Origin of the sequence: Crenobacter intestini (genome assembly GCF_004919095.1) — a bacterium.
Taxonomy (GTDB): Bacteria; Pseudomonadota; Gammaproteobacteria; order Burkholderiales; family Chromobacteriaceae; genus Craterilacuibacter; species Craterilacuibacter intestini.
In genome coordinates, this window is record NZ_STGJ01000010.1 from 79,812 (window position 1) to 103,604 (window position 23,793).

At 66.1% G+C, this 23,793-nt stretch carries 24 protein-coding genes; 18 read left to right on the top strand and 6 right to left on the bottom strand.

Features of this window, described 5'->3' with window-relative positions:
- Window positions 1-25 precede the first annotated feature (25 nt).
- Window positions 26-817, bottom strand: coding sequence for an inositol monophosphatase family protein (locus E5K04_RS10085; RefSeq protein WP_136553616.1), 792 nt, complete (start codon window positions 815-817; stop codon window positions 26-28).
- Window positions 818-955: 138 nt separating this feature from the next.
- Here E5K04_RS10085 and E5K04_RS10090 point away from each other — a divergent pair, with 138 nt between their 5' ends.
- Genes E5K04_RS10090 through E5K04_RS10100 form a run of 3 tightly spaced genes read left to right on the top strand, consistent with a single transcriptional unit; the run spans window position 956 to window position 3,019 of the window.
- Window positions 956-1,714, top strand: coding sequence for an RNA methyltransferase (locus E5K04_RS10090; RefSeq protein WP_136553618.1), 759 nt, complete (start codon window positions 956-958; stop codon window positions 1,712-1,714).
- Window positions 1,683-2,561, top strand: coding sequence for a DUF1853 family protein (locus E5K04_RS10095; protein ID WP_136553620.1), 879 nt, complete (start codon window positions 1,683-1,685; stop codon window positions 2,559-2,561). Before E5K04_RS10090 ends, E5K04_RS10095 begins: the two co-directional genes overlap by 32 nt.
- A complete protein-coding gene (locus E5K04_RS10100; protein ID WP_136553622.1) occupies window positions 2,558-3,019 on the top strand; it encodes an NAD(P)H-dependent oxidoreductase in 462 nt (153 codons plus the stop codon). Before E5K04_RS10095 ends, E5K04_RS10100 begins: the two co-directional genes overlap by 4 nt.
- Window position 3,020: 1 nt before the next feature.
- Here the strand turns inward: E5K04_RS10100 and fnr are convergent, their stop codons facing one another.
- Window positions 3,021-3,770, bottom strand: coding sequence for a fumarate/nitrate reduction transcriptional regulator Fnr (gene fnr, locus E5K04_RS10105; RefSeq protein ID WP_136553624.1), 750 nt, complete (start codon window positions 3,768-3,770; stop codon window positions 3,021-3,023).
- Window positions 3,771-3,883: 113 nt separating this feature from the next.
- On the opposite strand from fnr, the gene hemN reads away from it, so the two are divergent.
- Together hemN and E5K04_RS10115 are read left to right on the top strand one after the other, a co-directional pair.
- Complete coding sequence (hemN, locus tag E5K04_RS10110) at window positions 3,884-5,290, top strand: oxygen-independent coproporphyrinogen III oxidase (protein WP_136553626.1); 1,407 nt, start codon at window positions 3,884-3,886, stop codon at window positions 5,288-5,290.
- A 173-nt stretch (window positions 5,291-5,463) separates the two neighbouring features.
- Window positions 5,464-6,831 (top strand): TrpB-like pyridoxal phosphate-dependent enzyme, encoded by a 1,368-nt coding sequence (locus E5K04_RS10115; protein ID WP_136553628.1) that lies wholly within the window; start codon window positions 5,464-5,466, stop codon window positions 6,829-6,831.
- A gap of 63 nt (window positions 6,832-6,894) precedes the next feature.
- Here E5K04_RS10115 and E5K04_RS10120 read toward each other — a convergent pair whose 3' ends face one another.
- Complete coding sequence (locus E5K04_RS10120; RefSeq protein ID WP_136553630.1) at window positions 6,895-7,821, bottom strand: sensor domain-containing diguanylate cyclase; 927 nt, start codon at window positions 7,819-7,821, stop codon at window positions 6,895-6,897.
- Between the two features lie 105 nt (window positions 7,822-7,926).
- Between E5K04_RS10120 and E5K04_RS10125 the strand changes: the two genes are divergently transcribed.
- The 3 genes from E5K04_RS10125 (at window position 7,927) to E5K04_RS10135 (ending at window position 9,426) form a co-directional block, all read left to right on the top strand.
- Window positions 7,927-8,586, top strand: coding sequence for a Crp/Fnr family transcriptional regulator (locus tag E5K04_RS10125; protein WP_136553632.1), 660 nt, complete (start codon window positions 7,927-7,929; stop codon window positions 8,584-8,586).
- Window positions 8,587-8,701: 115 nt separating this feature from the next.
- On the top strand, window positions 8,702-9,043 hold the full coding sequence (locus E5K04_RS10130) for a hypothetical protein (RefSeq protein ID WP_168929205.1): 342 nt from the start codon (window positions 8,702-8,704) through the stop codon (window positions 9,041-9,043).
- A 44-nt stretch (window positions 9,044-9,087) separates the two neighbouring features.
- On the top strand, window positions 9,088-9,426 hold the full coding sequence (locus E5K04_RS10135; protein WP_136553634.1) for a YmgD family protein: 339 nt from the start codon (window positions 9,088-9,090) through the stop codon (window positions 9,424-9,426).
- 144 nt (window positions 9,427-9,570) lie between these two features.
- Here the strand turns inward: E5K04_RS10135 and lysS are convergent, their stop codons facing one another.
- The 3 genes from lysS to E5K04_RS10150 all read right to left on the bottom strand — a co-directional run bounded on the left by lysS (window position 9,571) and on the right by E5K04_RS10150 (window position 13,348).
- Window positions 9,571-11,076, bottom strand: a complete 1,506-nt coding sequence (lysS, locus tag E5K04_RS10140; protein ID WP_136553636.1) for a lysine--tRNA ligase — start codon at window positions 11,074-11,076, stop codon at window positions 9,571-9,573.
- Window positions 11,077-11,143: 67 nt separating this feature from the next.
- Window positions 11,144-12,248 (bottom strand): peptide chain release factor 2 gene (prfB, locus tag E5K04_RS10145; protein WP_136553772.1). Its coding sequence is split into 2 segments (ribosomal slippage): window positions 11,144-12,166 and window positions 12,168-12,248, totalling 1,104 coding nucleotides; the frame shifts between segments, so codons are not numbered across the junction.
- A gap of 113 nt (window positions 12,249-12,361) precedes the next feature.
- The gene (locus tag E5K04_RS10150) at window positions 12,362-13,348 is read right to left on the bottom strand and encodes a malate dehydrogenase (protein ID WP_136553638.1); all 987 of its coding nucleotides are present in this window, start codon (window positions 13,346-13,348) and stop codon (window positions 12,362-12,364) included.
- A 196-nt stretch (window positions 13,349-13,544) separates the two neighbouring features.
- On the opposite strand from E5K04_RS10150, the gene E5K04_RS10155 reads away from it, so the two are divergent.
- From E5K04_RS10155 to E5K04_RS10200, 10 genes are all read left to right on the top strand, one after another.
- Window positions 13,545-14,273 (top strand): GntR family transcriptional regulator, encoded by a 729-nt coding sequence (locus tag E5K04_RS10155; protein ID WP_136553640.1) that lies wholly within the window; start codon window positions 13,545-13,547, stop codon window positions 14,271-14,273.
- Between the two features lie 203 nt (window positions 14,274-14,476).
- Window positions 14,477-14,851: a succinate dehydrogenase, cytochrome b556 subunit gene (sdhC, locus tag E5K04_RS10160; protein ID WP_136553642.1), complete on the top strand. Its 375-nt coding sequence runs from the start codon at window positions 14,477-14,479 to the stop codon at window positions 14,849-14,851.
- Window positions 14,845-15,189, top strand: a complete 345-nt coding sequence (gene sdhD, locus E5K04_RS10165) for a succinate dehydrogenase, hydrophobic membrane anchor protein (protein WP_136553644.1) — start codon at window positions 14,845-14,847, stop codon at window positions 15,187-15,189. Before sdhC ends, sdhD begins: the two co-directional genes overlap by 7 nt.
- The gene (sdhA, locus tag E5K04_RS10170; protein ID WP_136553646.1) at window positions 15,189-16,976 is read left to right on the top strand and encodes a succinate dehydrogenase flavoprotein subunit; all 1,788 of its coding nucleotides are present in this window, start codon (window positions 15,189-15,191) and stop codon (window positions 16,974-16,976) included. The genes sdhD and sdhA overlap by 1 nt, the downstream gene beginning before the upstream one ends.
- Window positions 16,977-16,988: 12 nt before the next feature.
- The gene (locus tag E5K04_RS10175) at window positions 16,989-17,699 is read left to right on the top strand and encodes a succinate dehydrogenase iron-sulfur subunit (protein WP_136553648.1); all 711 of its coding nucleotides are present in this window, start codon (window positions 16,989-16,991) and stop codon (window positions 17,697-17,699) included.
- Window positions 17,696-17,944, top strand: coding sequence for an FAD assembly factor SdhE (locus E5K04_RS10180; RefSeq protein WP_136553650.1), 249 nt, complete (start codon window positions 17,696-17,698; stop codon window positions 17,942-17,944). The genes E5K04_RS10175 and E5K04_RS10180 overlap by 4 nt, the downstream gene beginning before the upstream one ends.
- A 37-nt stretch (window positions 17,945-17,981) precedes the next feature.
- Window positions 17,982-19,271: a citrate synthase gene (gene gltA / locus E5K04_RS10185; RefSeq protein WP_136553652.1), complete on the top strand. Its 1,290-nt coding sequence runs from the start codon at window positions 17,982-17,984 to the stop codon at window positions 19,269-19,271.
- A 120-nt stretch (window positions 19,272-19,391) separates the two neighbouring features.
- Entirely contained in the window at window positions 19,392-22,220 is a 2,829-nt protein-coding gene (locus E5K04_RS10190; RefSeq protein ID WP_136553654.1) for a 2-oxoglutarate dehydrogenase E1 component, read from the top strand.
- A gap of 55 nt (window positions 22,221-22,275) precedes the next feature.
- Window positions 22,276-23,526 carry a 2-oxoglutarate dehydrogenase complex dihydrolipoyllysine-residue succinyltransferase gene (gene odhB, locus E5K04_RS10195; protein WP_136553656.1) on the top strand — a complete coding sequence of 417 codons (1,251 nt, stop codon included), beginning with the start codon at window positions 22,276-22,278 and terminating at the stop codon, window positions 23,524-23,526.
- A 57-nt stretch (window positions 23,527-23,583) separates the two neighbouring features.
- On the top strand, window positions 23,584-23,772 hold the full coding sequence (locus E5K04_RS10200) for a hypothetical protein (protein ID WP_136553658.1): 189 nt from the start codon (window positions 23,584-23,586) through the stop codon (window positions 23,770-23,772).
- Window positions 23,773-23,793 lie beyond the last annotated feature (21 nt).

Consider the following 23,793-nt stretch of genomic DNA (forward strand, 5'->3'; position numbering starts at 1 on the left):
ATTTTACGCGATGCGCTGGGGCGCGTCAGCCCTTGACGTGCGGGGCGATGATCTGCAGCAGTTGCGCGAGCACCTTCGGGCTGGCGGCGACGATGTCGCCGGACTCCAGCCAGGTCTGCTCGCCGTGCATGTCGGTGACGATGCCGCCCGCTTCCTGCACGATCAGGCTGCCCGCGGCGATGTCCCACGGCTTGAGGTTGAACTCGAAGAAGCCGTCGACGCGGCCGCAGGCGACGTTGCACAGGTCGAGCGACGCGGCGCCCTCGCGGCGTGCGCCGGCGCTCTTGCCGATCACGTCCTTGAGGATGGCGAGGTAGGTGTCGATCATGCTCTGGTCGACCACCGGGAAACCGGTGGAGATCACGCATTCGTTCAGCTGGATGCGGCGCGAGACGCGGATGCGGCGGTCGTTGAGGAAGGCGCCGACGCCGCGGGTCGCGGTGTAGAGGTCGTTACGGTTGGGGTCGAACACCACGGCCTGCTGGATCTGACCCTTGTGCGCGAGCGCGATCGAGATCGCGTACTGCGGGTGGCCGTGGATGAAGTTGGTGGTGCCGTCGATGGGGTCGATGATCCACTCGAACTCCGCGCCGCCCATGCCTTTGGCACCGGACTCTTCTGCTAGAATCGCATGCCGCGGGTAGGCTTCGTTGATCACGTCGATGATGGCCTGCTCGGCGGCGCGGTCCACTTCGGTGACGAAGTCGTTCGACTTCTTCTTCTCGACACGGATGGTGTCGAGGTTCAGCGACGCGCGCTGGATGACGTTGCCGGCACGGCGGGCGGCCTTGACCGCGACGTTGAGCATAGGATGCATGATCGACCCCTGTAAGGTGCACGCAGGCGCCGCCGCTACCGGCGCCGCCACGTGCTGTAATCTGGTTAAGGAACAAAAAAACCCGGCGCGAGCGCGGGGTTTCTATTGAATGGGCGCGATTGTACGCGCAAAGAGCCGATGAATAAACCCCAAGTCCCTGATTTCCTGAAGAACATTCGCGTCGTGCTGGCCCGGCCCAGCCACCCGGGCAATATAGGCTCGGCCGCACGCGCGATGAAGACGATGGGGCTCACCCGGCTCTGTCTGGTCGAGCCCAAGGTGTTCCCGAGCGAAGAGGCCAACGTCCTCGCTTCCGGCGCGGTCGACGTGCTGGAGAACGCGCGGGTGGTCGCGACGCTGGCCGAGGCGCTCGCCGACGTGACCGTCGCCTGCGCGCTGACCAGCCGCCGCCGCGAACTGGCGTCTCCCTTGCTGACGCCGCGCGAGGCGACGCCCGAGCTGGTGGCGCGGGCGCGGGACGGCGAGCAGGTCGCGCTGGTGTTCGGCAACGAGACCTTCGGCCTCTCCAATGAAGAGGTGCTGCTCTGTAACCGGTTGGTGACCATCCCCGGCAACCCCGACTACTTCTCGCTGAACCTGGCGATGGCGGTGCAGGTGATGACCTACGAGCTGTTCAGCCACACCGGCTTCGCCGTCGACTACCTGAAGCCCGAGGGCGAGCAGGCGACGCTTGCCGAGGTCGAGGGTTTCTGCCAGCACCTGGAGCAGACGATGGACACGCTCGACTTCTTCCGCCGCCGCAACGGGGAGCGGCTGATGCGGCGCATGCGCGGCGTGTTCGCGCGGGCCGACCTGCAGCGCGACGAAGTTGACATCCTGCGCGGCTTCCTCAAACAGGTGAACCGTGCGCTCGGACCGGACAATAACGGCCGCTGAGCCCCTGCGCCGCGCGCCGCAGGCGGTGCGCGACCTCGCGTGGCTGCTCGGCAGCCGCGCGCCTTTCCCCTTTTCCCCGCAACTGCCGCGCGAACGACTGCTGACTCCCGGCTGGCAGGACGCGCTCTTAGCACTCTCGCAAGACTCCGCGCCGCTGGAGGCCTGGCTCGCCGCGCGCCCGGGGCGCCGGCTTGGCCACTACGCCGAGGCGCTGTTCGGCTTCTGGTGTGCGCATGCGCCGGGCGTGGCGCTTGTCGCGCACGGCCTCGCGGTGCGCGACTGCGCCGCGCATACCGTCGGTGAATTCGACTTCCTGCTCAGGCTCGCAGGCGAGCCCTGGCATGTCGAGCTGGCCTGCAAGTTCTACCTCGAAGTCGAACCGGGGCACCTGCTCGGCCCCGCGCTGAACGACAGCTGGGCGCTCAAGTCGGCCAAGCTGTTGAGCCAGCTCGCGCTCTCCCGCCACCCGGCCGCGCGCGCCTTGCTGCCGGAAGGCTTTGCAGGCTGCCAGGCGGCTGCGTGGCTGGCCGGCTGGCGTTTCGTGCCGGCCGCACGCTGGCAGTCGGCGCATGCTGATGGCTGGTTCGCGGCGATCGGCAAGCCGTGGCCCGCGCTTGCCGGCGCCGACGGCTGGCTGCACCTCGCGCACGCGTGCTGGCTGTCGCCCGCGTGCGCGGCGGAGGCGCCGGTCAGTGAAGCGGCGCTGCGTGCGCGGCTGGCCGCCATCACGCGGCCGCAGCTTGTCGCGCAGCTGCGCGAGGTGGACGGCGTCTGGCTCGAGTGCGCGCGCGGTTTCGTGCTGCCGGCCGGCTGGCTTGACCGGGCGATGAGGGAGGGGGGCGGATGAAGACGCTGCTGATCGTGTGGGCGGGGCAGGGCGGGCGCACCCTGCAACTGGCCGAAGCCTTCGCCGAGGGCGCGCGCGAGTGCGCGGACGGCGAGGTGCGGGTGCTGCTCAGCCATGCGCTGGATGGCCGGCCGGACGAGCTGCTGGCCGCGGACGCGCTGCTGTTGGCGACGCCGGAGAAGTTCGGCTACATGGCCGGTGCGCTGAAGGACTTTTTCGAACGCTGCTTCTACCCGTGCGAACACGCGCTCGCCGGACGGCCATTCTGCGTGCTGGTGTCGGCCGGCAACGACGGCAGCGGTGCGCTGTCGAGCATCAGGCGGATCGTGACCGGCTGGCGGATGAACGAGGTGCTGCCGGCGCTCTTGGTGCGCGGCGAGCCGGATGGCGCGGCGCTGGAAAACGCACGCGAGGCCGGTCGGACATTGTCCGCCGGCCTCGGGGTCGGGCTGTGGTAGCTCAGGCGTGCTGGTGGGCGTGCGTGCAGCCGGAGATCAGCGCCTTGAGCGCTTCGGGCTGGACGAGCTGGATATGCTTGTGGTCGACGGTGATCCAGCCTTGCTGCTGGAACTTCGACAGCGTGCGGCTGACCGTCTCCAGCTTGAGGCCGAGGAAGCTGCCGATTTCCTCGCGGCTCATCCGTAGGATGAAGTCGTTGGCGGCGAAACCGCGGGTGGCCAGGCGCTGCGAGACATTGAGCAGGAAGGCGGCCAGCCGCTCTTCGGCCTTCATGTTGCCCAGCAGCAGCATGATGCTCTGGTCGCGCACGATCTCGCGGCTCATCAGCCGGTAGAAGTGGTGCTGCAGCGACGGGATCTCGCGGCTGAGGCACTGCATGCGCGAGAACGGCAGCTCGCACACCTCGCTGTCCTCCAGCGCGATCGCGTCGCAGCCGTGCACGTTGGCCGAGATGCCGTCCATGCCGAGCAGCTCGCCCGACATATGGAAGCCGGTCACCTGCTCGCGGCCGTCCTGGCTAGACATGCAGGTCTTGAAGAAACCGGTACGGATCGCGAACAGCGACTTGAACGGCTCGCCGCTGCGGAACAGGTAGTCGCCGCGGCGGAAGCGGCGGCTCTGTCGGATGACCGCGTCCAGTTGCGACAGCTCCTCGCGGTTCAGGCCGATCGGCAGGCACAGCTCGCGCAGCGTGCAGTTCGAGCAGGTCACCTTCATGGCGTGCAGGTTGCTGTTGTTCTGTTCGGGCATCGAAAAATCCAAGGCGCTTGGGACAAGAAGCTTGACGTTGGTCAAAGCGGGGTTGGCAACAACCGTGCGAATTTACCATTGTGGCGGCAGAATGACCATAGAAACCAGATGATATGAATGCACACCCTCTCTATTCGCCGACCCGTTGCGAATTCGACCGCAAGCTGATCGAGCAGCTGGACGGCGCCGGCCCGCGTTACACCTCCTATCCGACCGCCGACCGTTTCGGCCCGGCCTTTGGCGAGGCGGACTACCGCCGCGCGCTGGGCCAGCGCAAGATCGGCGCCAACCGCCGCCCGCTGTCGCTGTACGTGCACGTGCCTTTTTGCAACACCGTCTGCTACTACTGCGGCTGCAACAAGATCATCACCAAGGACAAGAGCCGCGCCGACCGCTACCTCGACTACCTGGAAAAGGAGGTCGACCTGGTCTGCCGCGCGGTCGGCAGCCGCGAGAAGGTCGCCCAGCTGCACTTTGGCGGCGGCACGCCGACCTTCCTGTCCGACGCGCAGCTCGAGCGCGTGATGGGCATGCTCAAGTCGCGTTTCGACTTCCTGCCCGAGGGCGAGTACTCGATCGAGATCGACCCGCGCAAGGTCGGCCGCGACACGGTGTTCCATCTGGCCGCACTGGGCTTCAACCGCATGAGCGTCGGCATCCAGGACTTCGACCCGGCGGTGCAGGTGGCGGTCAACCGCGTGCAAAGCGAAGAGGAAACCGTCGAAGTGATCGAGGCCGCGCGCGCGGCGGGCTTCCGTTCGGTCAGCGTCGACCTGATCTACGGCCTGCCGCTGCAGACGCGCGAGTCGGTCGCCGCGACCCTCGCCCGGGTGATCGCGATCGCCCCGGATCGCGTCGCGCTCTACAACTACGCGCACCTGCCGCAGCTCTTCATGCCGCAGCGGCGCATCGACGAGGCCGAGCTGCCGACGCCGGCGGTCAAGCTCGACATCCTGCAGGACGCGGTCGCTGCGCTGGAGAAGGCCGGCTACGTGTTCATCGGCATGGACCACTTCGCCAAGCCCGACGACGACCTGGCGCGCGCGCTGGCCGAAGGGCGGCTGCAGCGCAATTTCCAGGGTTACTCGACGCACGCCGACTGCGACATGGTCGGCCTGGGCGTGTCGTCGATCGGCAAGGTCGGCGGCAGCTACGTGCAAAGCCAGAAGGAGCTCGACAGCTACTACGCCGCGCTCGACGAGGGCAAGCTGCCGGTGATGCGCGGCTACCGGATGGACGGCGACGACGTGCTGCGCCGCTCGGTGATCCAGGCGCTGATGTGCCGCTTCTCGCTGTCGGTGCCGGCGATCGAGGAGGTGTACGGCATCAAGTTTGCCGACTACTTCGCCGCCGAGATGCCCAGGCTCGCCGAACTGGAGCAGCTGGGCTTGCTGTCGTTCGACGGCGAGTTCCTGCTGGTGACCCCGCGCGGGCGCTTCCTGATCCGCAACATCGCGATGGTGTTCGACCGCCATCTGCGCGAGAAGGCGACCCACGCGCGCTACTCGAAGACGATCTGACCGGCCGCGTAGGCCGCGGCTTGTCGCTCAAGCTGTTTGTCATGTACCCTCGAACCCTGTCCTTGACGGGGTTTTTTCATGTTCCGGTTGATCCAGCGCGAACCCGTGTTCGCCCACGACGTCATCTGCCTGCACCGTTTCTAGTTGCCCATCGAACTGACCGAGGAGTGCCCATGCCACAGACCACCCGCATCCTGCTGCCCGAATCCGCGATCCCGACCCACTGGTACAACGTCGTCGCCGACATGCCGAACCCGCCCGAGCCGGTGCTCGGTGCCGACGGCAAGGCGCTGTCGCCCGACGCGCTCTCGGCGATCTTCCCCGACGCGCTGATCGAGCAGGAGGTCAGCCGCGAGCGCTGGATCCCGATCCCACAGGAAGTGCGCGAGCTCTACCAGTTGTGGCGGCCGACCGCGCTGGTTCGCGCGCACCGTCTGGAAGCGGCGCTGGGCACCCCGGCCAGGATCTACTACAAGTACGAGGGCGCGAGCCCGGCCGGCTCGCACAAGCTCAACTCCGCGCTGCCGCAGGCCTACTACAACAAGCGCGAGGGCATCACCCGGCTGACCACCGAGACCGGCGCCGGCCAGTGGGGCAGCTCGCTGTCGTTCGCCGGCGGCGTGTTCGGCATCGACGTGCGCGTGTACATGGTGCGGGTGAGCTACCAGCAGAAACCGTTCCGCCGCTCGATGATGCAGACCTGGGGCGCCGAGGTGCTGGCAAGCCCGAGCGAGCTGACCGCGTCGGGCCGCGCCGCGCTGGCCGCCCACCCGGACAGCCCGGGTTCCTTGGGGCTGGCGATCGCCGAGGCGGTCGAGGAGGCGGCCGGCCGCGCCGACACCAACTACGCGCTGGGCTCGGTGCTCAACCACGTGCTGCTGCACCAGACCGTGATCGGACTGGAGGCGAAGCAGCAGTTCGAGATCGCCGGCGACTGGCCGGACATGATCTTCGCACCGTGCGGTGGCGGCTCCAACTTCGGCGGCATCGCCTTTCCCTTTCTTGCCGACAACGCGGCAGGCAAGAAGCCGGTGCGGCTGGTCGCGGTCGAGCCGACTTCCTGCCCGAGCCTGACCCGCGGCCACTACGCGTACGACTTCGGCGACGCGGTGGGGCTGACCCCGCTGATGAAGCAGTACACGCTGGGGCACGACTTCATGCCGCCGGGCATCCACGCCGGCGGCCTGCGCCACCACGGCGCGAGCAGCCTGGTCTCGCAGCTCTACCACGAGGGGCTGGTCGAGGCGGTATCGGTGCCGCAGCTGGCAACCTTCGAGGCCGGCATCACCTTCGCGCGCAGCGAGGGCATCATCCCGGCGCCCGAGTCCTGCCACGCGATCCGTGCGTGCATCGACGAGGCGCTGCGCTGCAAGCAAAGCGGCGAGGCGAAGACGCTGTTCTTCAACCTGTCCGGCCACGGCCACTTCGACATGGCAAGTTACGACCGCTACTTCGCCGGCGAGCTCGAGGACTTCGACTACCCGGCCGAAGCGATCCGCGACGCGCTCGCGCGCCTGCCCAGGGTGGCTGAAGGCGTCTGAACTGCAAGGGCCGCAAACAACAAGGCCGGGCATTGCCCGGCCTTTTTGCACTGGAGGCGAGGCTCAGGGCTGGCGGGAGAGGGTGTTCACCCCCTGCGCGCGCGAGCGCGCCAGGGCGGTGTCCAGACGCTGGATCAGCGGCTTGAGCGAGGTCTCGTCTCGCCTGAGCGAAGTCAAACCGATGCACACCGCGGCGTTGCGCTCCTCGCTGCCGATGCTGAAGCGCTGGCGGCTGAACTGGGCGATCAGCCGGCGCGCGGCGCGGGTCGCCCCCTGCAGCGGGGTGTGCGGCAGCACCACCAGCAGGCAGCCGTCGTCGCGGCGGGCGACCAGGTCGCTGTCGCGTGCGCTTTGCAGGCACAGGCTGCCGGTCATCCGGCGGATATAGCCGGCGGTCTCAGCGTCCAGTTCCTGGCCGCCCACGCCTTCGACCGATACCAGCATCGCCGACAAAGGCTGGTTGTAGCGGCCGGCACGCCCGACCTCCTGCGCAAGGCCGGCGAACAGCGCGGGCATGTCGAGCACGCCTGACAGGTAGTCGTCGGGGTTGCCGGTCTCGGCCGAGGGCTTGAGCTCGCGCACCAGCTTGAGCATCTTCTCCAACGCGCCGCGTTCGCTCTCGAGCAGCCGCCCGAGCAATGCAAGCTCGGTACGGTCGCTGAAGCTGACCATCAGCACCCGCCGCTGGAAGTCGATGTGGCGCAGCGACAGCTGCACCTCGAACTTGCGCCCGGCGCGGCTTTGCACGGTGACCGCCTCGTTGTACACGATGCCCTGCGTGCCCAGCTTGTCCAGCAGGCTACGCTCGTCGGCCCGGTTGACCAGATGCTGGAAAAACGATTCGCCAAGCAGTTCCGCGTGCGGCACGCCCAGCAGGATGGCCGCCAGCTGGTTGGCGGCAAATACGCGCCCGTCCTCGGGCGAGAGCAGCAACAGTGCGCCTTGCACGGTGTCGATCAGAGATTGGAATGCCTTCTCGTCGGGCAGCATCGATGTGTCCCTCCTGTCATGAATTGAGTCTAGACGGAGGCCTGCATTTTTTTGAGGGGGTATGATGTCGGCAGTGAACCTTTGACAGGCGAGGCATCCAAGCCGATGGACCTATCCGTTCTTTTTCCGCTGTTTGCCGGCTGGCCGGCCGCCGAGCGCGAGGCGCTGCGCGCGCATGCAAGCGAACACACCTTCACCGCCGACAGCGAAGTCTGCACCGCTGAGCAGGCCGCCGACCAGGTGATCCTGGTCGAATACGGGCTGATGGCCGCGTACGCGGCGGGCGAGCGCCCCGGGCGCAGCTTCAATTACGGCTACATCCTGCCCGGCGACATCATCGGCCTGCACGGCCTGCTCAGTGTCGAGGCCTACGGGGTCGCCATCCACGCGCTGCGCGACACCCGCTGCCTGATCCTGCCGAACGCCGCACTGGTGGCTGCCTTCGATGCCGACCCCGCGCGCTGGCGCGCGGTGGCCGGCCAGCTCGCACAGTCGGTGCACCACCTGCTGGGCTTCGTGTCCATGCTCGCCGAACCCAGCGGCTACCGCCGCCTCAAGCGCGTGCTGGAAAACATCGACACCTATACCCGGCAGCGCCCGTTCGCGCCCCGGATGGTGCTAACCCAGCGCGAACTGGGCGAGCGCATCGGCTTGAGCCGCGAAATGGTCAACCGCATCCTGCGCGAGCTGAAGGCCGGCGGCTATGTCGGGGTCGACGAGGAGGGCGGCATCCGCCTGTTGCGTCCCTTGCCCGCGCGTTTTTAAAGCAGTGCAGCAAACCGGATAAATGAAAGTGAGTGTGAACTACTTCACTTCGCGTGGCATACCCGTGTCCGCCTGCCTAGACTGACGTCAAACTGGATTCTTCGGAGGTATGCAAATGCGTAAAGGTATTTCCCGCACCCTGCTGGTGCTGCTGACGTCCGTAACGCTGGCAATGCCAGCCGTGGCGCACGCCAGCAAGGTCAGCCGCGGTGCCATCCTCGGCGCCGGCGTCGGCCTGCTGACCGGCAACGGCCTGAAGGGCGCGATCGGCGGCGCGGTGGTCGGTGGCGGTCTGGGGGCGGTCGGCCAGAAGGGCTACAAGGGTCATAAGGCGCGGCAAGGCGCGAAGACCGGCGCGGTGCTTGGCGCAGGTCTCGGCCTGCTCTCCGGCAACGGCATCGAAGGCGCGCTCAAGGGCGCGGTGATCGGTGGCGCCGGCGGCGCGCTGCTGAACTGAACCAAGATACGTAACGAACGATCAAGAATTAAGGGAATGTGACGATGAAAAAGACGACGATGATTGCGCTGGGCCTGCTCTCTTCGGTGTTCGCGGGTGCCGCCGTTGCGGCCGAGCCGGCCAAGCTGCCGGGCCTGGCCTCCGAGTACCTGATGACCTGCGCCGAGGCGAGCGCCGAAGCGAAGACCGACGCGGCTTACGTCGCCGACGTGGTGGCCAGCATGGGTAACGCCAGCGTCGAAGCGCGCAGCCTGAAGATCAAGCCGGCCAAGGACCTCGACGCGCGTGTCGTCAAGGTGATGGGCGACGTGTGCAAGAAGGACCCGGACGGCCTGCTGATCAACGCGGTCGACCGCGCGATGCGCAGCGTCGCCAGCAAGTAATTCCTCTCCCCACCCGGGAACCGCAGCCCGTGCCATATGGCGCGGGCTTTTTCTTGCGTGCGTTTCGGCGCCGGGTGGGCTGTTTCGGAGTAAAAAACCCCGCAGGCGCGAGCCTGCGGGGTTTCGTTTACACGGATAGCCAGATTACTCGGGGCGCATGTGCGGGAACAGGATCACGTCGCGGATCGACGGGGCGTCTGTCAGCAGCATCACCAGGCGGTCGATGCCGATGCCGCAGCCGCCGGTCGGGGGCAGGCCGTATTCCATCGCGCGGATGTAGTCGGCGTCATAGTGCATCGCCTCGTCGTCACCGGCGTCCTTCTGCTCGACCTGGCTCATGAAGCGCGCGGCCTGGTCTTCCGGGTCGTTCAACTCGGAGTAGCCGTTGGCGAGCTCGCGGCCGACCACGAACAGCTCGAAGCGTTCGGTGATCGCCGGGTTGGCGTCCGAGCCGCGGGCCAGCGGCGAGACTTCGACCGGGTAGTCGATGATGAAGGTCGGGTTCCACAGCAGGCCTTCGGCGCATTCCTCGAACAGCGCGAGCTGCAGGCTGCCTAGGCCCGGCGCCGGCGGCAGCTTGCCGCCGAGCTTCTTGATTTCGCTCTTCAGCCATTCGGTGTCAGCCAGCTGTTCGTCGGTGTACTGCGGGTTGAAGTGCTTGATCGCGCCGACGATGGTGAAGCGCGCGAACGGGCTCTCCAAATCGACATCCTTGCCGCCGTAGCTGATGCGGGTGGTGCCGCAGGCCGCCATCGCGCAGGCGCGGATGACCTTCTCGGTCATTTCCATCATGCGCTGGTAGCCGCAGTACGCCTCGTAGAACTCCATCATGGTGAACTCGGGGTTGTGGCGGGTGCTCATCCCCTCGTTGCGGAAGTTGCGGTTGATCTCGAACACGCGCTCGAGGCCGCCGACCACCAGGCGCTTGAGGTACAGCTCCGGCGCGATGCGCAGGTAGAGCGGCATGTCCAGCGCGTTGTGGTGAGTGACGAAGGGCTTGGCCGCGGCGCCGCCCGGGATCGGGTGCATCATCGGCGTTTCGACTTCGAGGTAGGCTTCGCCGACCATCACGTCACGCACGGCCTGCACGATCTTCGAGCGCTTGATGAAGGTGTCGCGCGAGTCGTCGTTCATGATCAGGTCGACGTAGCGCTGGCGGTACTTCTGCTCCTGGTCGGCCAGGCCGTGGAACTTGTCCGGCAGCGGGCGGATGCTCTTGGAGAGCAGGCGCAGCTCGGTGACGTTGATCGACAGTTCGCCCTTGTTGGTGCGGAAGAGTTCGCCACGGGCGCCCAAGATGTCGCCTAGGTCCCAGTGCTTGAACGCCTCGTGCACGTCGGCGCCGACGCCCTGGTCGTTGATGTAGAGCTGGATCCGGCCCGTGCTGTCCTGCAGCGTCGCGAAGCTGGCCTTGCCCATCACACGTTTGAGCATCATCCGGCCGGCAACGACGACTTCGATCTTCTCGGCTTCCAGCGCTTCCTTGTCCTTGCCTTCGCACTGGCGGGCGAGGTCGCCTGCCATGTGTTTGCGGCGGAAGTCGTTGGGGAAGGCGACGCCCTGCTTGCGGATTTCGGCAAGCTTGCTGCGGCGCTCGGCCATGATCTGGTTTTCGTCCTGGCTGGGCGATGCGATTTCGTGTTCAGACATTTTCACTCCACTTGGCTGCAAATAGCGCGGTGTCGGCACCGCATACGGGTCAGATTGACCAACATGACTACACCCCTTGCTTGAGGCTAGCTTCGATAAAACCGTCGAGGTCGCCGTCCATCACGGCCTTGATGTTGCCGACTTCGTAGCCGGTACGCAGGTCCTTGATGCGCGACTGGTCAAAGACGTAGGAACGGATCTGGTGGCCCCAGCCCACGTCGGTCTTGCTGTCTTCGAGCTCCTGCTTGGCGGCGTTGCGCTTCTTCAGCTCGAGCTCGTACAGCTTGGCGCGCAGCATCTGCCACGCCTCGTCGCGGTTGCGGTGCTGCGAACGGTCGTTCTGGCACTGCACGACGATGCCGGTCGGCATGTGCGTCAGGCGCACCGCCGAGTCGGTCTTGTTGATGTGCTGGCCGCCGGCGCCGGACGCGCGGTAGGTGTCGGTACGCACGTCGGACGGGTTGATGTCGATCTCGAACGAGTCGTCGACCTCGGGGTAGACGAATACCGACGAGAACGAGGTGTGGCGGCGCGCGTTGGAGTCGAACGGAGACACGCGCACCAGGCGGTGCACGCCGACTTCGGTACGCAGCAGGCCGTAGGCGTACTCGCCTTCGATCTTGATCGTCGCGCTGGTGATGCCGGCGACGTCGCCTTCGGATTCCTCGAGTACCTCGACCTTGAAACCGCGGCGTTCGGCCCAGCGCAGGTACATGCGCAGCAGCATGCCGGCCCAGTCCTGCGCCTCGGTGCCGCCCGCGCCGGCCTGGATGTCGACGAAGCAGTTGTTCGGGTCCATCGGGTCGTTGAACATGCGGCGGAACTCGAGCTGGGCGAGCTTGGCCTCGGCATCATCAAGGTCGGCCTGCACGGCGAGCACGGTGTCGTCGTCGCCTTCTTCCTTGCCCATCTCGAACAGCTCGCGGCTGTCGGCGACGGTCGCGGAGATGCCCTCGATCACCAGCACGACGTCCTCGAGCGCCTTGCGCTCACGCCCGAGTTCCTGGGCCTTCTTGGGCTCGTTCCAGATCTCGGGGTCTTCGGTCAGGCGGGAGACTTCTTCCAGACGGTCCTTCTTGCCGTCGTAGTCAAAGATACCCCCGAATGTCGGTCAGGCGGGCGGCCAGATCGTCCATCTTGGCATCGATCTGGTTGAGGACTTCGGCTTCAATCATTGGGGTCTCCTGAACGTCAGAGAATTAGCAAATGCAAATATATCGTGCCGGCGGCAAAAAAGGCAAAAAAGCGCACCCCGTAAGGTGCGCTTCATTCTAGATGCTGCTGATCAGGCGAGCAGGTGGGCGACGGCTGCGCGCTCTTCTTCGAGTTCGTTCAGCGTCACGTTCATGCGCTCGCGGCTGAATTCGTCGATCTCCAAGCCCTGCACGATGGTGTACTTGCCATTTTCGCACGTAACCGGGAAACCGTACATCACGCCTTCCGGAATGCCGTAGCTGCCGTCGGAAGGGATGCCCATGGTCACCCATTCGCCGTTGGTGCCCAGCGCCCAGTCGCGCATGTGGTCGATCGCCGCGTTGGCGGCGGACGCGGCGGAGGACAGGCCGCGTGCCGCGATGATGGCGGCGCCGCGCTTGCCGACGGTCGGCAGGAATACGTCGCGGTTCCAAGCCTCGTCACCGATCATCGCCTTGACGCCTTCGCCGCCGATGGTGGCGAAGCGGTAGTCGGCGTACATGGTCGGCGAGTGGTTGCCCCATACGGTCAGGTGGCGGATGGCAGCTACCGGCTTGCCGGTCTTGGCGGCGATCTGGCTGGCGGCGCGGTTGTGGTCCAGGCGCAGCATGGCGGTGAAGTTGCCGGCCGGCAGGTCCGGCGCGCTCTTCATCGCGATGTAGGCGTTGGTGTTGGCCGGGTTGCCGACCACCAGCACCTTGACGTCACGGCTGGCGACGGCGTTCAGCGCCTTGCCCTGTGCGGTGAAGATCTCGGCGTTGGCCGACAAGAGGTCGGCACGTTCCATGCCCGGGCCGCGCGGACGAGCGCCGACCAGCAGCGCGTAGTCGGCGTCCTTGAAGGCGACCATCGCGTCGTCGGTACCGACCATGCCGGCCAGCAGCGGGAACGCGCAGTCTTCCAGTTCCATCATCACGCCTTGCAGCGCCTGCTGGGCCTTTTCGTTCGGGATCTCCAGCATCTGCAGGATGACCGGTTGGTCCTTGCCCAGCATCTCGCCGCTGGCGATGCGGAACAACAGGCTGTAACCGATCTGGCCGGCTGCACCGGTCACGGCAACACGTACGGGGGCTTTCATCAGCTTATTCTCCTTTGATAAACGGCTTGACACTTGTGCTCTGCAATAAAGAGTGCGAGCGAGTGTAACACGGGACTTTATTGATTTGTGCTGCTTTGTTCCGGTGTTGCCGGCCGCTCTGGCCGGCGCTATGATTGTGATCATGTGTCTTATATAAGACTCCTGTTTACTCGAATGGAATTCAGTGGTAAAAAGCATGGGAAAGCGAGCGGGCGTGGTCAGTCGGGAACCTTTGTACCGGCAGGTGCGCACGCTGCTGCTCGAACGGGTGTGCGAGGGTGAATGGGACGGCGGCGAGCCGCTGCCCAGCGAGTGGGAGCTGGCCGCCCAGCTCTCGGTCAGCCAGGGCACGGTACGCAAGGCGCTGGGCGAGATGGTCGCCGACGGCGTGCTCGAGCGGGTGCAGGGCAAGGGAACCTTTGTCGCGCCGCCCGAGAGCGATTGGGGACACGCGCGGCTGGTGTCGCCGGTGCTGGTCGGCGAGAGCCCGGACCCGCTGTCGCGCGAGTTGCTCGGCGTGGCGCGTGTAGCCGCCAGCGAGGAGGTTGCCGAGGTGCTCGGCCTGCGCCGTCACGCTGCGCTGCACCAGCTGCGCTTCTTGTGGCGGCGCGGCGGCGAGGCGGTCGCGCTGGACGAGGTGCTGCTGTCGGCCGAGCGCTTCGAGGGGGTTGACGCGCGGACGCTGCGCTCGCGCTCCCTGGGGGTCGCCCAGCTGGTGGCCCGCTTCGGGGTCCGCGTGAAGCCTGCGCTCGCGCAGTACCGGGTGCAGACGCTTGCACGCGAGGACGCGGCGCTGTTCGGGGTAGGGGCCGGGATGCCGGCGTTGTCGGTGCTCGAGCTGTTCGACGACACCGAAGGGCGGCGCACGGTATGGCGCCAGCGCCTGTGTCTGACCGAGCGGCTGGCGTACACGGTGGGTGTCTGAGGCTGCGGCGCTGCCGCAAAAAAATGCCGACAGCGTGAACGGGGTCGTGGTCTTTGTTAGAATCGTTCGGTCATATTGCATGCAGTGCATTGCATCAATATGACGAATCGGGTGTGGAGACCGGACGGTCGACCGCCTCGGCGGCTTCGTTTTGCGGAGCCTGGTTACAACCGCTTGGTCAAGAAGCAATCTTAGGAAGCCATATGCAGAAGCAACGACCGAAGCACCTCGACCTGGCCAAGATCAGGCTGCCCGTGCCGGGCATTGTCTCGATCCTGCACCGGGTCAGTGGTGTCGCGCTCTTTCTCTCCCTGCCTCTTCTGATGTACCTGTTCGCCGGCTCTCTGAGCTCAGCCGCGGACTTCGAAACCTTCCGCGCCGTCATCGCCCATCCGCTGATGAAACTGGTGCTGATCGGCTTTTTGTGGGCTTACCTGCACCACTTCTGCGCCGGCATCCGCTTCCTGTTCCTCGACGTCCACAAGGGCCTGGAACTTGAAACCGCTCGCGCCACCGCCAAGGCGGTGCTCGCCGTGAGTCTGGCCCTGACCGTGATCCTGGGGGTTCTCGTATGGTAAATCGTCACGTTATCGGCGCGCACTACGGCCTGCGCGACTGGCTGATGCAGCGCGTCACCGCGGTGATCATGGTCGCCTACACCGTCGCGCTGGTGCTGCTGCTCTTGTCCATCCCCTCCGACTTCGACGGCTGGAAGGCGCTGTTCAGCGAGACTTGGGTGCGCATCTTCACCCAGGTGACGCTGCTCGCGCTGTTCCTGCACGTATGGGTCGGCATCCGCGACGTGTGGATGGACTACGTCAAGCCGGTCGGCCTGCGCCTGACCCTGCACGTGTTCACCATCGTGTGGCTGGTCGCGTGTTTCATGTACTCGGTTAAAGTTGTCTGGGGCCTGTAATGAGCATTCCTGTTCGTCATTTCGATGCGGTAATCGTGGGGGCGGGCGGTGCCGGCCTGCGCGCGGCGCTGCAACTGTCCGAAGCCGGCCTGAAAACGGCCGTGATCACCAAGGTCTTCCCGACCCGCTCGCATACCGTCGCCGCACAGGGTGGCGTGTCCGCCAGCCTCGGCAACTCCGAGCAGGACCACTGGCACTGGCATATGTACGACACCGTCAAGGGGTCGGACTGGCTGGGTGACCAGGACGCGATCGAGTTCATGTGCCGCGAGGCGCCCAAGGTCGTCGTCGAACTCGAGCACTTCGGCATGCCGTTCGACCGCAACGCCGACGGTTCCATCTACCAGCGTCCGTTCGGCGGCCACATGTCGAACTTCGGCGAGAAGCCGGTGCGCCGCGCGTGCGCGGCGGCCGACCGTACCGGCCACGCGATGCTGCACGCGCTGTACCAGCGCAACGTGCGCGCCAACACCCAGTTCTTCGTCGAGTGGATGGCGCTCGACCTGATCCGCGACGAGGACGGCGCGGTGCAGGGCGTGGTCGCCATGGAAATGGAAACCTCCGAAGTGGTGGTGTTCCAGGCCAAGGCGACGCTGTTCGCCACCGGCGGCGCCGGCCGCATCTACGCCTCGTCGACCAACGCCTTCATCAATACCGGTGATGGCCTGGGCATGGCGTCGCGCGCGGGCATCCCGCTGGAAGACATGGAATTCTGGCAGTTCCACCCGACCGGCGTCGCCGGCGCGGGCGTGCTGATCACCGAAGGCGTGCGCGGCGAAGGCGGCATCCTGCGCAACGCGGACGGCGAGCGCTTCATGGAGCGCTACGCGCCGAACGCCAAGGACCTCGCCTCGCGTGACGTGGTGTCGCGCGCGATGGTCACCGAGATCAACGAAGGCCGCGGCTGCGGCCCGAACAAGGACCACGTGCTGCTCGACATCACCCACCTCGACCCCGAGGTGATCATGTCCAAGCTGCCGGGCATCCGCGAGATCTCGATCAAGTTCGCCGGCGTCGACCCGATCAAGGCGCCGATCCCGGTGGTGCCGACCTGCCACTACCAGATGGGCGGCATCCCGACCAACTTCAAGGGCGAGGTCACGCTGTCGACCACCGACAACCACTCCGCGATCGTCAAGGGCTTCTACGCCGCCGGCGAATGCGCGTGCGCGTCGGTGCACGGCGCCAACCGCCTCGGTACCAACTCGCTGCTCGACCTGTTGGTCTTCGGCAAGAGCTCGGGCAACTCGATGATCGAGTTCATCAAGACCCAGCCGGCCGACCTGCCGGAACTCGCGATGGGTGACGTCGAGCGCTCGCTCGCCCGCGTGGCGCGCCTGGACGGCCAGCAGAACGGCACCAACGTGCACGAGGCGCGTTCGGCGATGCAGCGCGTGATGCAGACGCACTGCGGCGTGTTCCGCTTCAAGGACATGCTGGCCAAGGGTGTCGAGGAGATCCTCAAGGTCGAACAGATGGTCAAGACCACCGAGATTGCCGACAAGTCCAAGGTGTTCAACACCGCGCGCATCGAGGCGCTCGAGCTGGAAAACCTGATCGAGGTGGCCAAGGCGACCATGATCTCGGCCAACGCGCGCACCGAGAGCCGCGGCGCGCACGTGCGCGACGACGCGATCGACTGCGAGGCGACCCCGAACGGCCGCGACGACCAGAACTGGCTCAAGCACACGCTGTGGCACCGCGACGGCAACCGCCTGGAGTACAAGCCGGTCAACCTGACGCCGCTGTCCGTCGAGACGATTGCCCTGAAGACCCGTTCCTACTGAGGCGACAGACCCATGACTACCGAAACCATCCAGTTCCGCGTCTATCGCTACAACCCGGAGAAGGACAACAAGCCGTACATGCAGGACATCGCGGTCGAGATCGATTCGACCGACCGCAAACTGCTGGACGCGCTGGTCAAGCTCAAGGTCAAGGACGAGACGCTGTCGTTCCGCCGCTCCTGCCGTGAGGGCGTGTGCGGTTCGGACGCGATGAACATCAACGGCAAGAACGGCCTCGCCTGCCTGACCGACGTGCGCGACCTCAAGCAGCCGATCGAGTTGCGCCCGCTGCCGGGCCTGCCGGTGATCCGCGACCTGATCGTCGACATGACGCAGTTCTTCAAGCAGTACCACTCGATCAAGCCGTACGTGGTCAACAACTCGCCGGCGCCCGAGCGCGAGCGCCTGCAGTCGCCGGAGGACCGCAAGGAACTCGACGGCCTGTACGAGTGCATCCTGTGCGCGTGCTGCTCGACCTCGTGCCCCAGCTTCTGGTGGAACCCGGACAAGTTCGTCGGCCCGGCGGGCCTTCTGGCCGCCTACCGCTTTATCGCTGACACCCGCGACGAGGCGACCAACGAGCGTCTGGACAACCTGGAAGACCCGTACCGCCTGTTCCGCTGCCACACGATCATGAACTGCGTCGACGTCTGCCCGAAGGGGCTGAACCCGACGCGCGCGATCGGCAAGATCAAGGACCTGATGGTCAAGCGCGCGGTATGAGTGAAATCGATCCGATCGAAAAGAAACGGATCCGCTGGCGCTCGCGCCGGGGGCTGCTCGAACTGGACCTGGTGCTGACCCGGTTCCTCGAGACGCGTTACGACGCGCTGACCCCGGCCGAGTTTGCCGCGTACACGCGGCTGCTCGAGCTGCCGGACACCGATTTTCTGGATCTCGTTAACGGCAAGGCCGACACAGAAGATGCCGAACTGGCACCCATCGTCGCCATGCTGCGTTCCGTTTAAGAGCGGGCTGCACCAACCATCACATGGGAGTTAAGCTGTGGAAACCAACAAGAAAGTTGCGCTGACCTTCAACGAAGGCCGCGATACCATCGAAATGCCGGTGCTCGCCGGTACCCTGGGTCCGGAAGTCGTCGACATCCGCACCTTCGGCAAGACCGGGATGTTCACCTTCGACCCGGGCTTCCTCGCCACCGCCTCGTGCGAGTCGAAGATCACCTTCATCGACGGTGACCTGGGCCAGCTCTACTACCGCGGCTACCCGATCGAACAACTGGCCGAGCACTGCGACTACCTCGAAGTGTGCTACCTGCTGATGAACGGCGAGCTGCCGACGCCGGCGCAGAAGGCCGACTTCGACAGGAAGATCCTGCGCCACAACATGCTGAACGACCAGCTGTTCACCGTGTTCAAGGGCTTCCGCCGCGACGCGCACCCGATGGCCGTGATGGTCGGCGTGGTCGGCGCACTCTCCGCCTTCTACCACGACTCGCTGGACATCACCGACCCGCACCACCGCGAAGTGTCGGCGCACCGCCTGATCGCCAAGCTGCCGACCATCGCCGCGCAGGCATACCGCTACAACAAGGGCCTGCCGTTCTCCTACCCGAAGAACGGCCTGACCTACGCCGAGAACTTCCTGCACATGATGTTCTCCACCCCGTGCGAAGAGTACGTGGTGAACAAGGTGCTCGCGCGCGCGCTCGACCGCATCTTCACCCTGCACGCTGACCACGAGCAGAACGCGTCGACCTCGACCGTGCGCCTGGCCGGTTCGTCCGGTGCCAACCCGTTCGCGTGCATCGCCGCCGGCATCGCCTGCCTGTGGGGCCCGTCGCACGGTGGCGCCAACGAGGCCGTGCTGAAGATGCTCGACGAGATCGGCAGTGTCGACAACGTCGCCGAGTTCATGCAGGGCGTGAAGGACAAGCGCTACAAGCTGATGGGCTTTGGCCACCGCGTGTACAAGAACATGGACCCGCGCGCGGCGATCATGAAACAGACCTGCGACGAGGTGCTGGGCGAACTGGGCCTGCAGGACGACCCGAAGTTCAAGCTGGCGATGGCGCTGGAGAAGATCGCGCTGGAAGACCCGTACTTCATCGAGCGCAAGTTGTACCCGAACGTCGACTTCTACTCGGGCATCGTGCTCTCCGCGATCGGCATCCCGGTGTCGATGTTCACCCCGATCTTCGCTCTGGCGCGTACCGTCGGCTGGATCAGCCACTGGAACGAGATGATCTCCGACCCGCAGCAGAAGATCGGCCGTCCGCGCCAGCTGTACACCGGCGCCCCGCGCCGCGACGTGCAGCAGCTGTCGGACCGCTAAGCCTGGCAGGCTGGCCGCCCAGGCGGCCAGCCTTTTTCTCCGGGGAGCGCTGCGGCAAGTGGGGCCACTTGCCAGAGCGCTTCTGGTAGCAGTCAACAACCGAATCAAAGGGTCCAACCCATGATGCAATCCATGTACGGTCATTCCTACCTGTTCGGTGGGAATGCCCCCTTTATCGAGGAACTGTACGAGCAGTACCTCGCCGATCCGACGACAGTTCCCGACCAGTGGCGCGATTACTTCGACAAGCTTGCGCAGGCGCCGGGTGCCGCCGAGCGCGACGTGCCGCACGCGCCGATCCAGCAGTCCTTCGTCGAGCTGGCCAAGAAGCCCGCCGCCGGCCAGCGCGTCAGCCCGGTCGCCGAGTGGGAGTCGATGCAAAAGCAGGTCGCGGTGCTCAAGCTGATCTCCGCCTACCGCGTGCTCGGCTCGCGCCACGCCAACCTCGACCCCTTGAAGCGCATGGACCAGGCGCAGGTGCCCGAGCTTGACCCGGCCACCCACGGCCTGACCGACGCCGACATGGCGGTGCAGTACAACGTGGGGTCGCTGGTCGGCCCGCAGAAGCTGCCCTTGTCCGAGATCCTCGCCCGCCTGAAGCAGACCTACTGCGGCAATATCGGCGTCGAGTACATGCACGTGACGCAGAGCGCCGAGAAGCACTGGGTGCAGAAGCGCTTCGAGGGCGAACTGTCGACCCCGCGCTACAACGCCGACAAGAAGCGCCGTATCCTCAAGCAGATCACCGCCGCCGAGACGCTCGAGCGCTACCTGCACACCCGCTACGTCGGCCAGAAGCGCTTCTCGCTGGAAGGCGGCGAGAGCATGATCGCCGCGCTTGACCACCTGATCCAGCACGGCACCGAGCAGGGCGTGCAGGAACTGATCATCGGCATGGCGCACCGCGGCCGCCTGAACGTGCTGGTGAACACGCTGGGCAAGCTGCCGCGCGACTTGTTCGCCGAGTTCGAGGGCAAGCCGGCGGTTGAACTGGCCTCCGGCGACGTGAAGTACCACATGGGCTTCTCGTCCAACATCCCGACCCAGAACGGCCCGATGCACGTGTCGCTGGCGTTCAACCCCTCGCACCTCGAGATCGTCAACCCGGTGGTCGAAGGCTCGGTACGCGCGCGCCAGCAGCGCCGCAAGGACGCCGAGCGCCGCCAGGTGGTGCCGGTGCTGCTGCACGGCGACTCCGCCTTCGGCGGCCTGGGCGTCAACCAGGGCACCTTCAACCTGTCGCAGACCCGCGGCTACGGTACCGGCGGCACGCTGCACATCGTGATCAACAACCAGGTGGGCTTCACCACCTCGGACACCCGCGACATCCGTTCGACGACCTACTGTACCGACGTCGCCAAGATGATCGAGGCGCCGATCTTCCACGTGAACGGCGACGACCCGGAAGCGGTGTGCTTCGTGATGCAGGCCGCGCTCGACTACCGGATGACGTTCAACAAGGACGTGGTGATCGACCTCGTCTGCTTCCGCAAGCTCGGTCACAACGAGGGTGACGACCCGTACCTGACCCAGCCGATGATGTACAAGAAGATCGCCAAGCACCCGGGCGCGCGCGCGCTGTACGCCGAGCGCCTGGCCGCCGAGGGCGTGCTCTCCGCCGACGAGGCGCAGGCGATGATCCAGGCCTACCGCGACGCGCTGGACAAGGGCGAGCACGTCGAACAGACCGTGCTGACCAACTACCACCGCGACTTCGCGCTCGACTGGACGCCGTTCTTCGGCACCCACTGGGCGCACCCGACCGACACCTCGCTGCCGCAGGCCGACCTGCAGCGCCTGACCGCCAAGCTCACCCAGGTGCCGGAAGGCTTCAAGCTGCATTCGACCGTCGACAAGGTGCTCAAGGCGCGCGTCGCGATGGCGAACGGCGAGCAGCCGGTCGACTGGGGCGCGGCCGAGACGCTCGCCTACGCAAGCCTGGTCGAGTCCGGCTACGGCGTGCGCATCTCCGGCGAAGACTCCGGCCGCGGCACCTTCAGCCACCGCCACGCCGTGCTGCACGACCAGAACCGCGAGAAGTGGGACGACGGCGCCTACGTGCCGCTACGCAACATGTCGGACAACCAGGGCGACTTCCTGGTGATCGACTCCATCCTCAACGAGGAAGCGGTGCTCGCCTACGAGTACGGCTACGCGTGCTCGGCGCCCGACCAGCTGGTGATCTGGGAAGCGCAGTTCGGCGACTTCGCCAACGGCGCGCAGGTCGCGATCGACCAGTTCATCGCCTCCGGCGAAACCAAGTGGGGCCGGCTGTGCGGCCTGACCAACATCCTGCCGCACGGCTACGACGGCCAGGGCCCGGAACACTCGTCGGCCCGCCTCGAGCGCTGGCTGCAGCTGTGCGCCGAGCACAACATCCAGGTGGTGATGCCGTCCGAGGCCGCGCAGATGTTCCACCTGCTGCGCCGCCAGATGCTGCGCCCGTACCGCAAGCCGCTGGTGATCTTCCTGTCCAAGCGCCTGCTGCGCTTCAAGGACTCGATGAGCCCGCTGGAAGACCTGACCCAGGGCAGTTTCCGCCCGGTGATCGGCGACACCGGCATGGCCGACCCGAAGAAGGTCAAGCGCGTGCTGTTGTGCGCGGGCCAGGTCTACTACGACCTCGTCGCCGGCCGCAAGGAGCGCGAGCTCGAGCAGGACGTCGCCATCGTGCGCATCGAGCAGCTCTACCCGTTCCCGACCGAACAGCTCGCCGCCGAACTAGCGCGCTACCCGAACGCACGCGAAGTGAAGTGGGTGCAGGAAGAGCCGAAGAACCAGGGCGCCTGGTACCAGATCCGCCACCGCCTGGAAGACCTGATGGGCGCCAAGCAGGCGCTGTCGTTCGCCGCCCGCCCGTCTTCGGCGTCGCCGGCAGTCGGTTACATGAGCAAGCACGTCGCGCAACTGAAGGCTTTCGTCGAAGAAGCCCTGTCGTTCGGCAAGTAAGACAACACCTGACCTGCAAGGCGGGGCCGGTGGCCGGCCCCGCACGGAGAAGAACATGATCATCGAAGTCAAAGTCCCGCAACTGCCCGAGTCCGTGTCCGAAGCCACCCTGATGAGCTGGCACAAGAAGGTCGGCGAAGCCGTCGCCCGCGACGAGAACCTGATCGACCTGGAGACCGACAAGGTCGTGCTCGAACTGCCGGCACCGCAGGCCGGCGTGATCGTCGAGCTGATCGAAGCGGATGGCGCGACCGTCGTCTCCGGCCAATTGCTGGCGCGCATCGACACCGCCGCCAAGGCAGGTGACGTCGCCCCGGCCGCCGCCGTGGTCGCTCCGGTGGCCGCCGCCGCCCCGGCGGCCGCACCCGGTGGTGCCGCGATGCCGTCCGCCGCCAAGCTCGCCGCCGAGACCGGCGTGAACCTCGGCGCGGTGGCCGGTTCCGGCCGCGACGGCCGCATCCTGAAGGAAGACGTCGCCGCCGCGGCGGCCGCGCGCCCGGCCGCGCCGGCGCAGGCCGGCCCGGTGCTCGCGCCGGCGGCCGCTGCCAGCGGCACCGCGCTCGCGTCGACCCCGGCTGCCGTCAACGTCGGCGCCTTGCTGTCCGACCGCCCGGAGCAGCGCGTGCCGATGAGCCGCCTGCGCCAGCGCGTCGCCGAGCGCCTGCTGCAGAGCCAGTCGCAGAACGCCATCCTCACCACCTTCAACGAAGTGAACATGAAGCCGGTGATGGACCTGCGCGCCAAGTACAAGGACAAGTTCGAGAAGGAACACGGCGTCAAGCTCGGCTTCATGTCCTTCTTCGTCAAGGCCGCGGTCGCCGCGCTGAAGAAGTACCCGGTGGTCAACGCCTCGGTCGACGGCAACGACATCGTCTACCACGGCTACTTCGACATCGGCATCGCGGTGGGCAGCCCGCGCGGCCTGGTGGTGCCTATCCTGCGCAACGCCGACCAGATGTCGATCGCAGAGATCGAGAAACAGATTGCCGACTTCGCCGTGAAGGCGCGCGACGGCAAGCTCGCGCTGGAAGACTTGACCGGCGGCACCTTCTCGGTGACCAACGGCGGCACCTTCGGCTCGATGATGTCGACCCCGATCATCAACCCGCCGCAGTCGGCCATCCTGGGCATGCACGCGACGAAGGACCGCGCGGTCGTTGAAAATGGTCAGGTGGTGGTGCGCCCGATGATGTATCTTGCGCTCTCCTACGACCACCGTATCATCGATGGCCGTGAGGCGGTGCTGACGCTGGTGACCATCAAGGACCTGCTGGAAGACCCGGCCCGCCTCATCCTTGATTTGTAATCCAGACGGCCCGCCGCGTTCGCGCGGCGGGCCGCCGCAAGACATGAACGGAGCTTTATGACTATCCCTGACTGGTTCTACGGAATCGCTTCCATCCTCGCCGGCTTCGCGCTGGCCTTCCTGACGGTGAAGAAGCGCAGCATGGGGGTCAAGGAGGACTGGTTCTCGCTGTTCGGCAAGATCATCCTCACCCTGTTCATGATCGGTTTTGGCCTGCTGCTTCTGACCGTAAGCAAGACATCCTGACCCGGCGCGCGTGGCGCACCG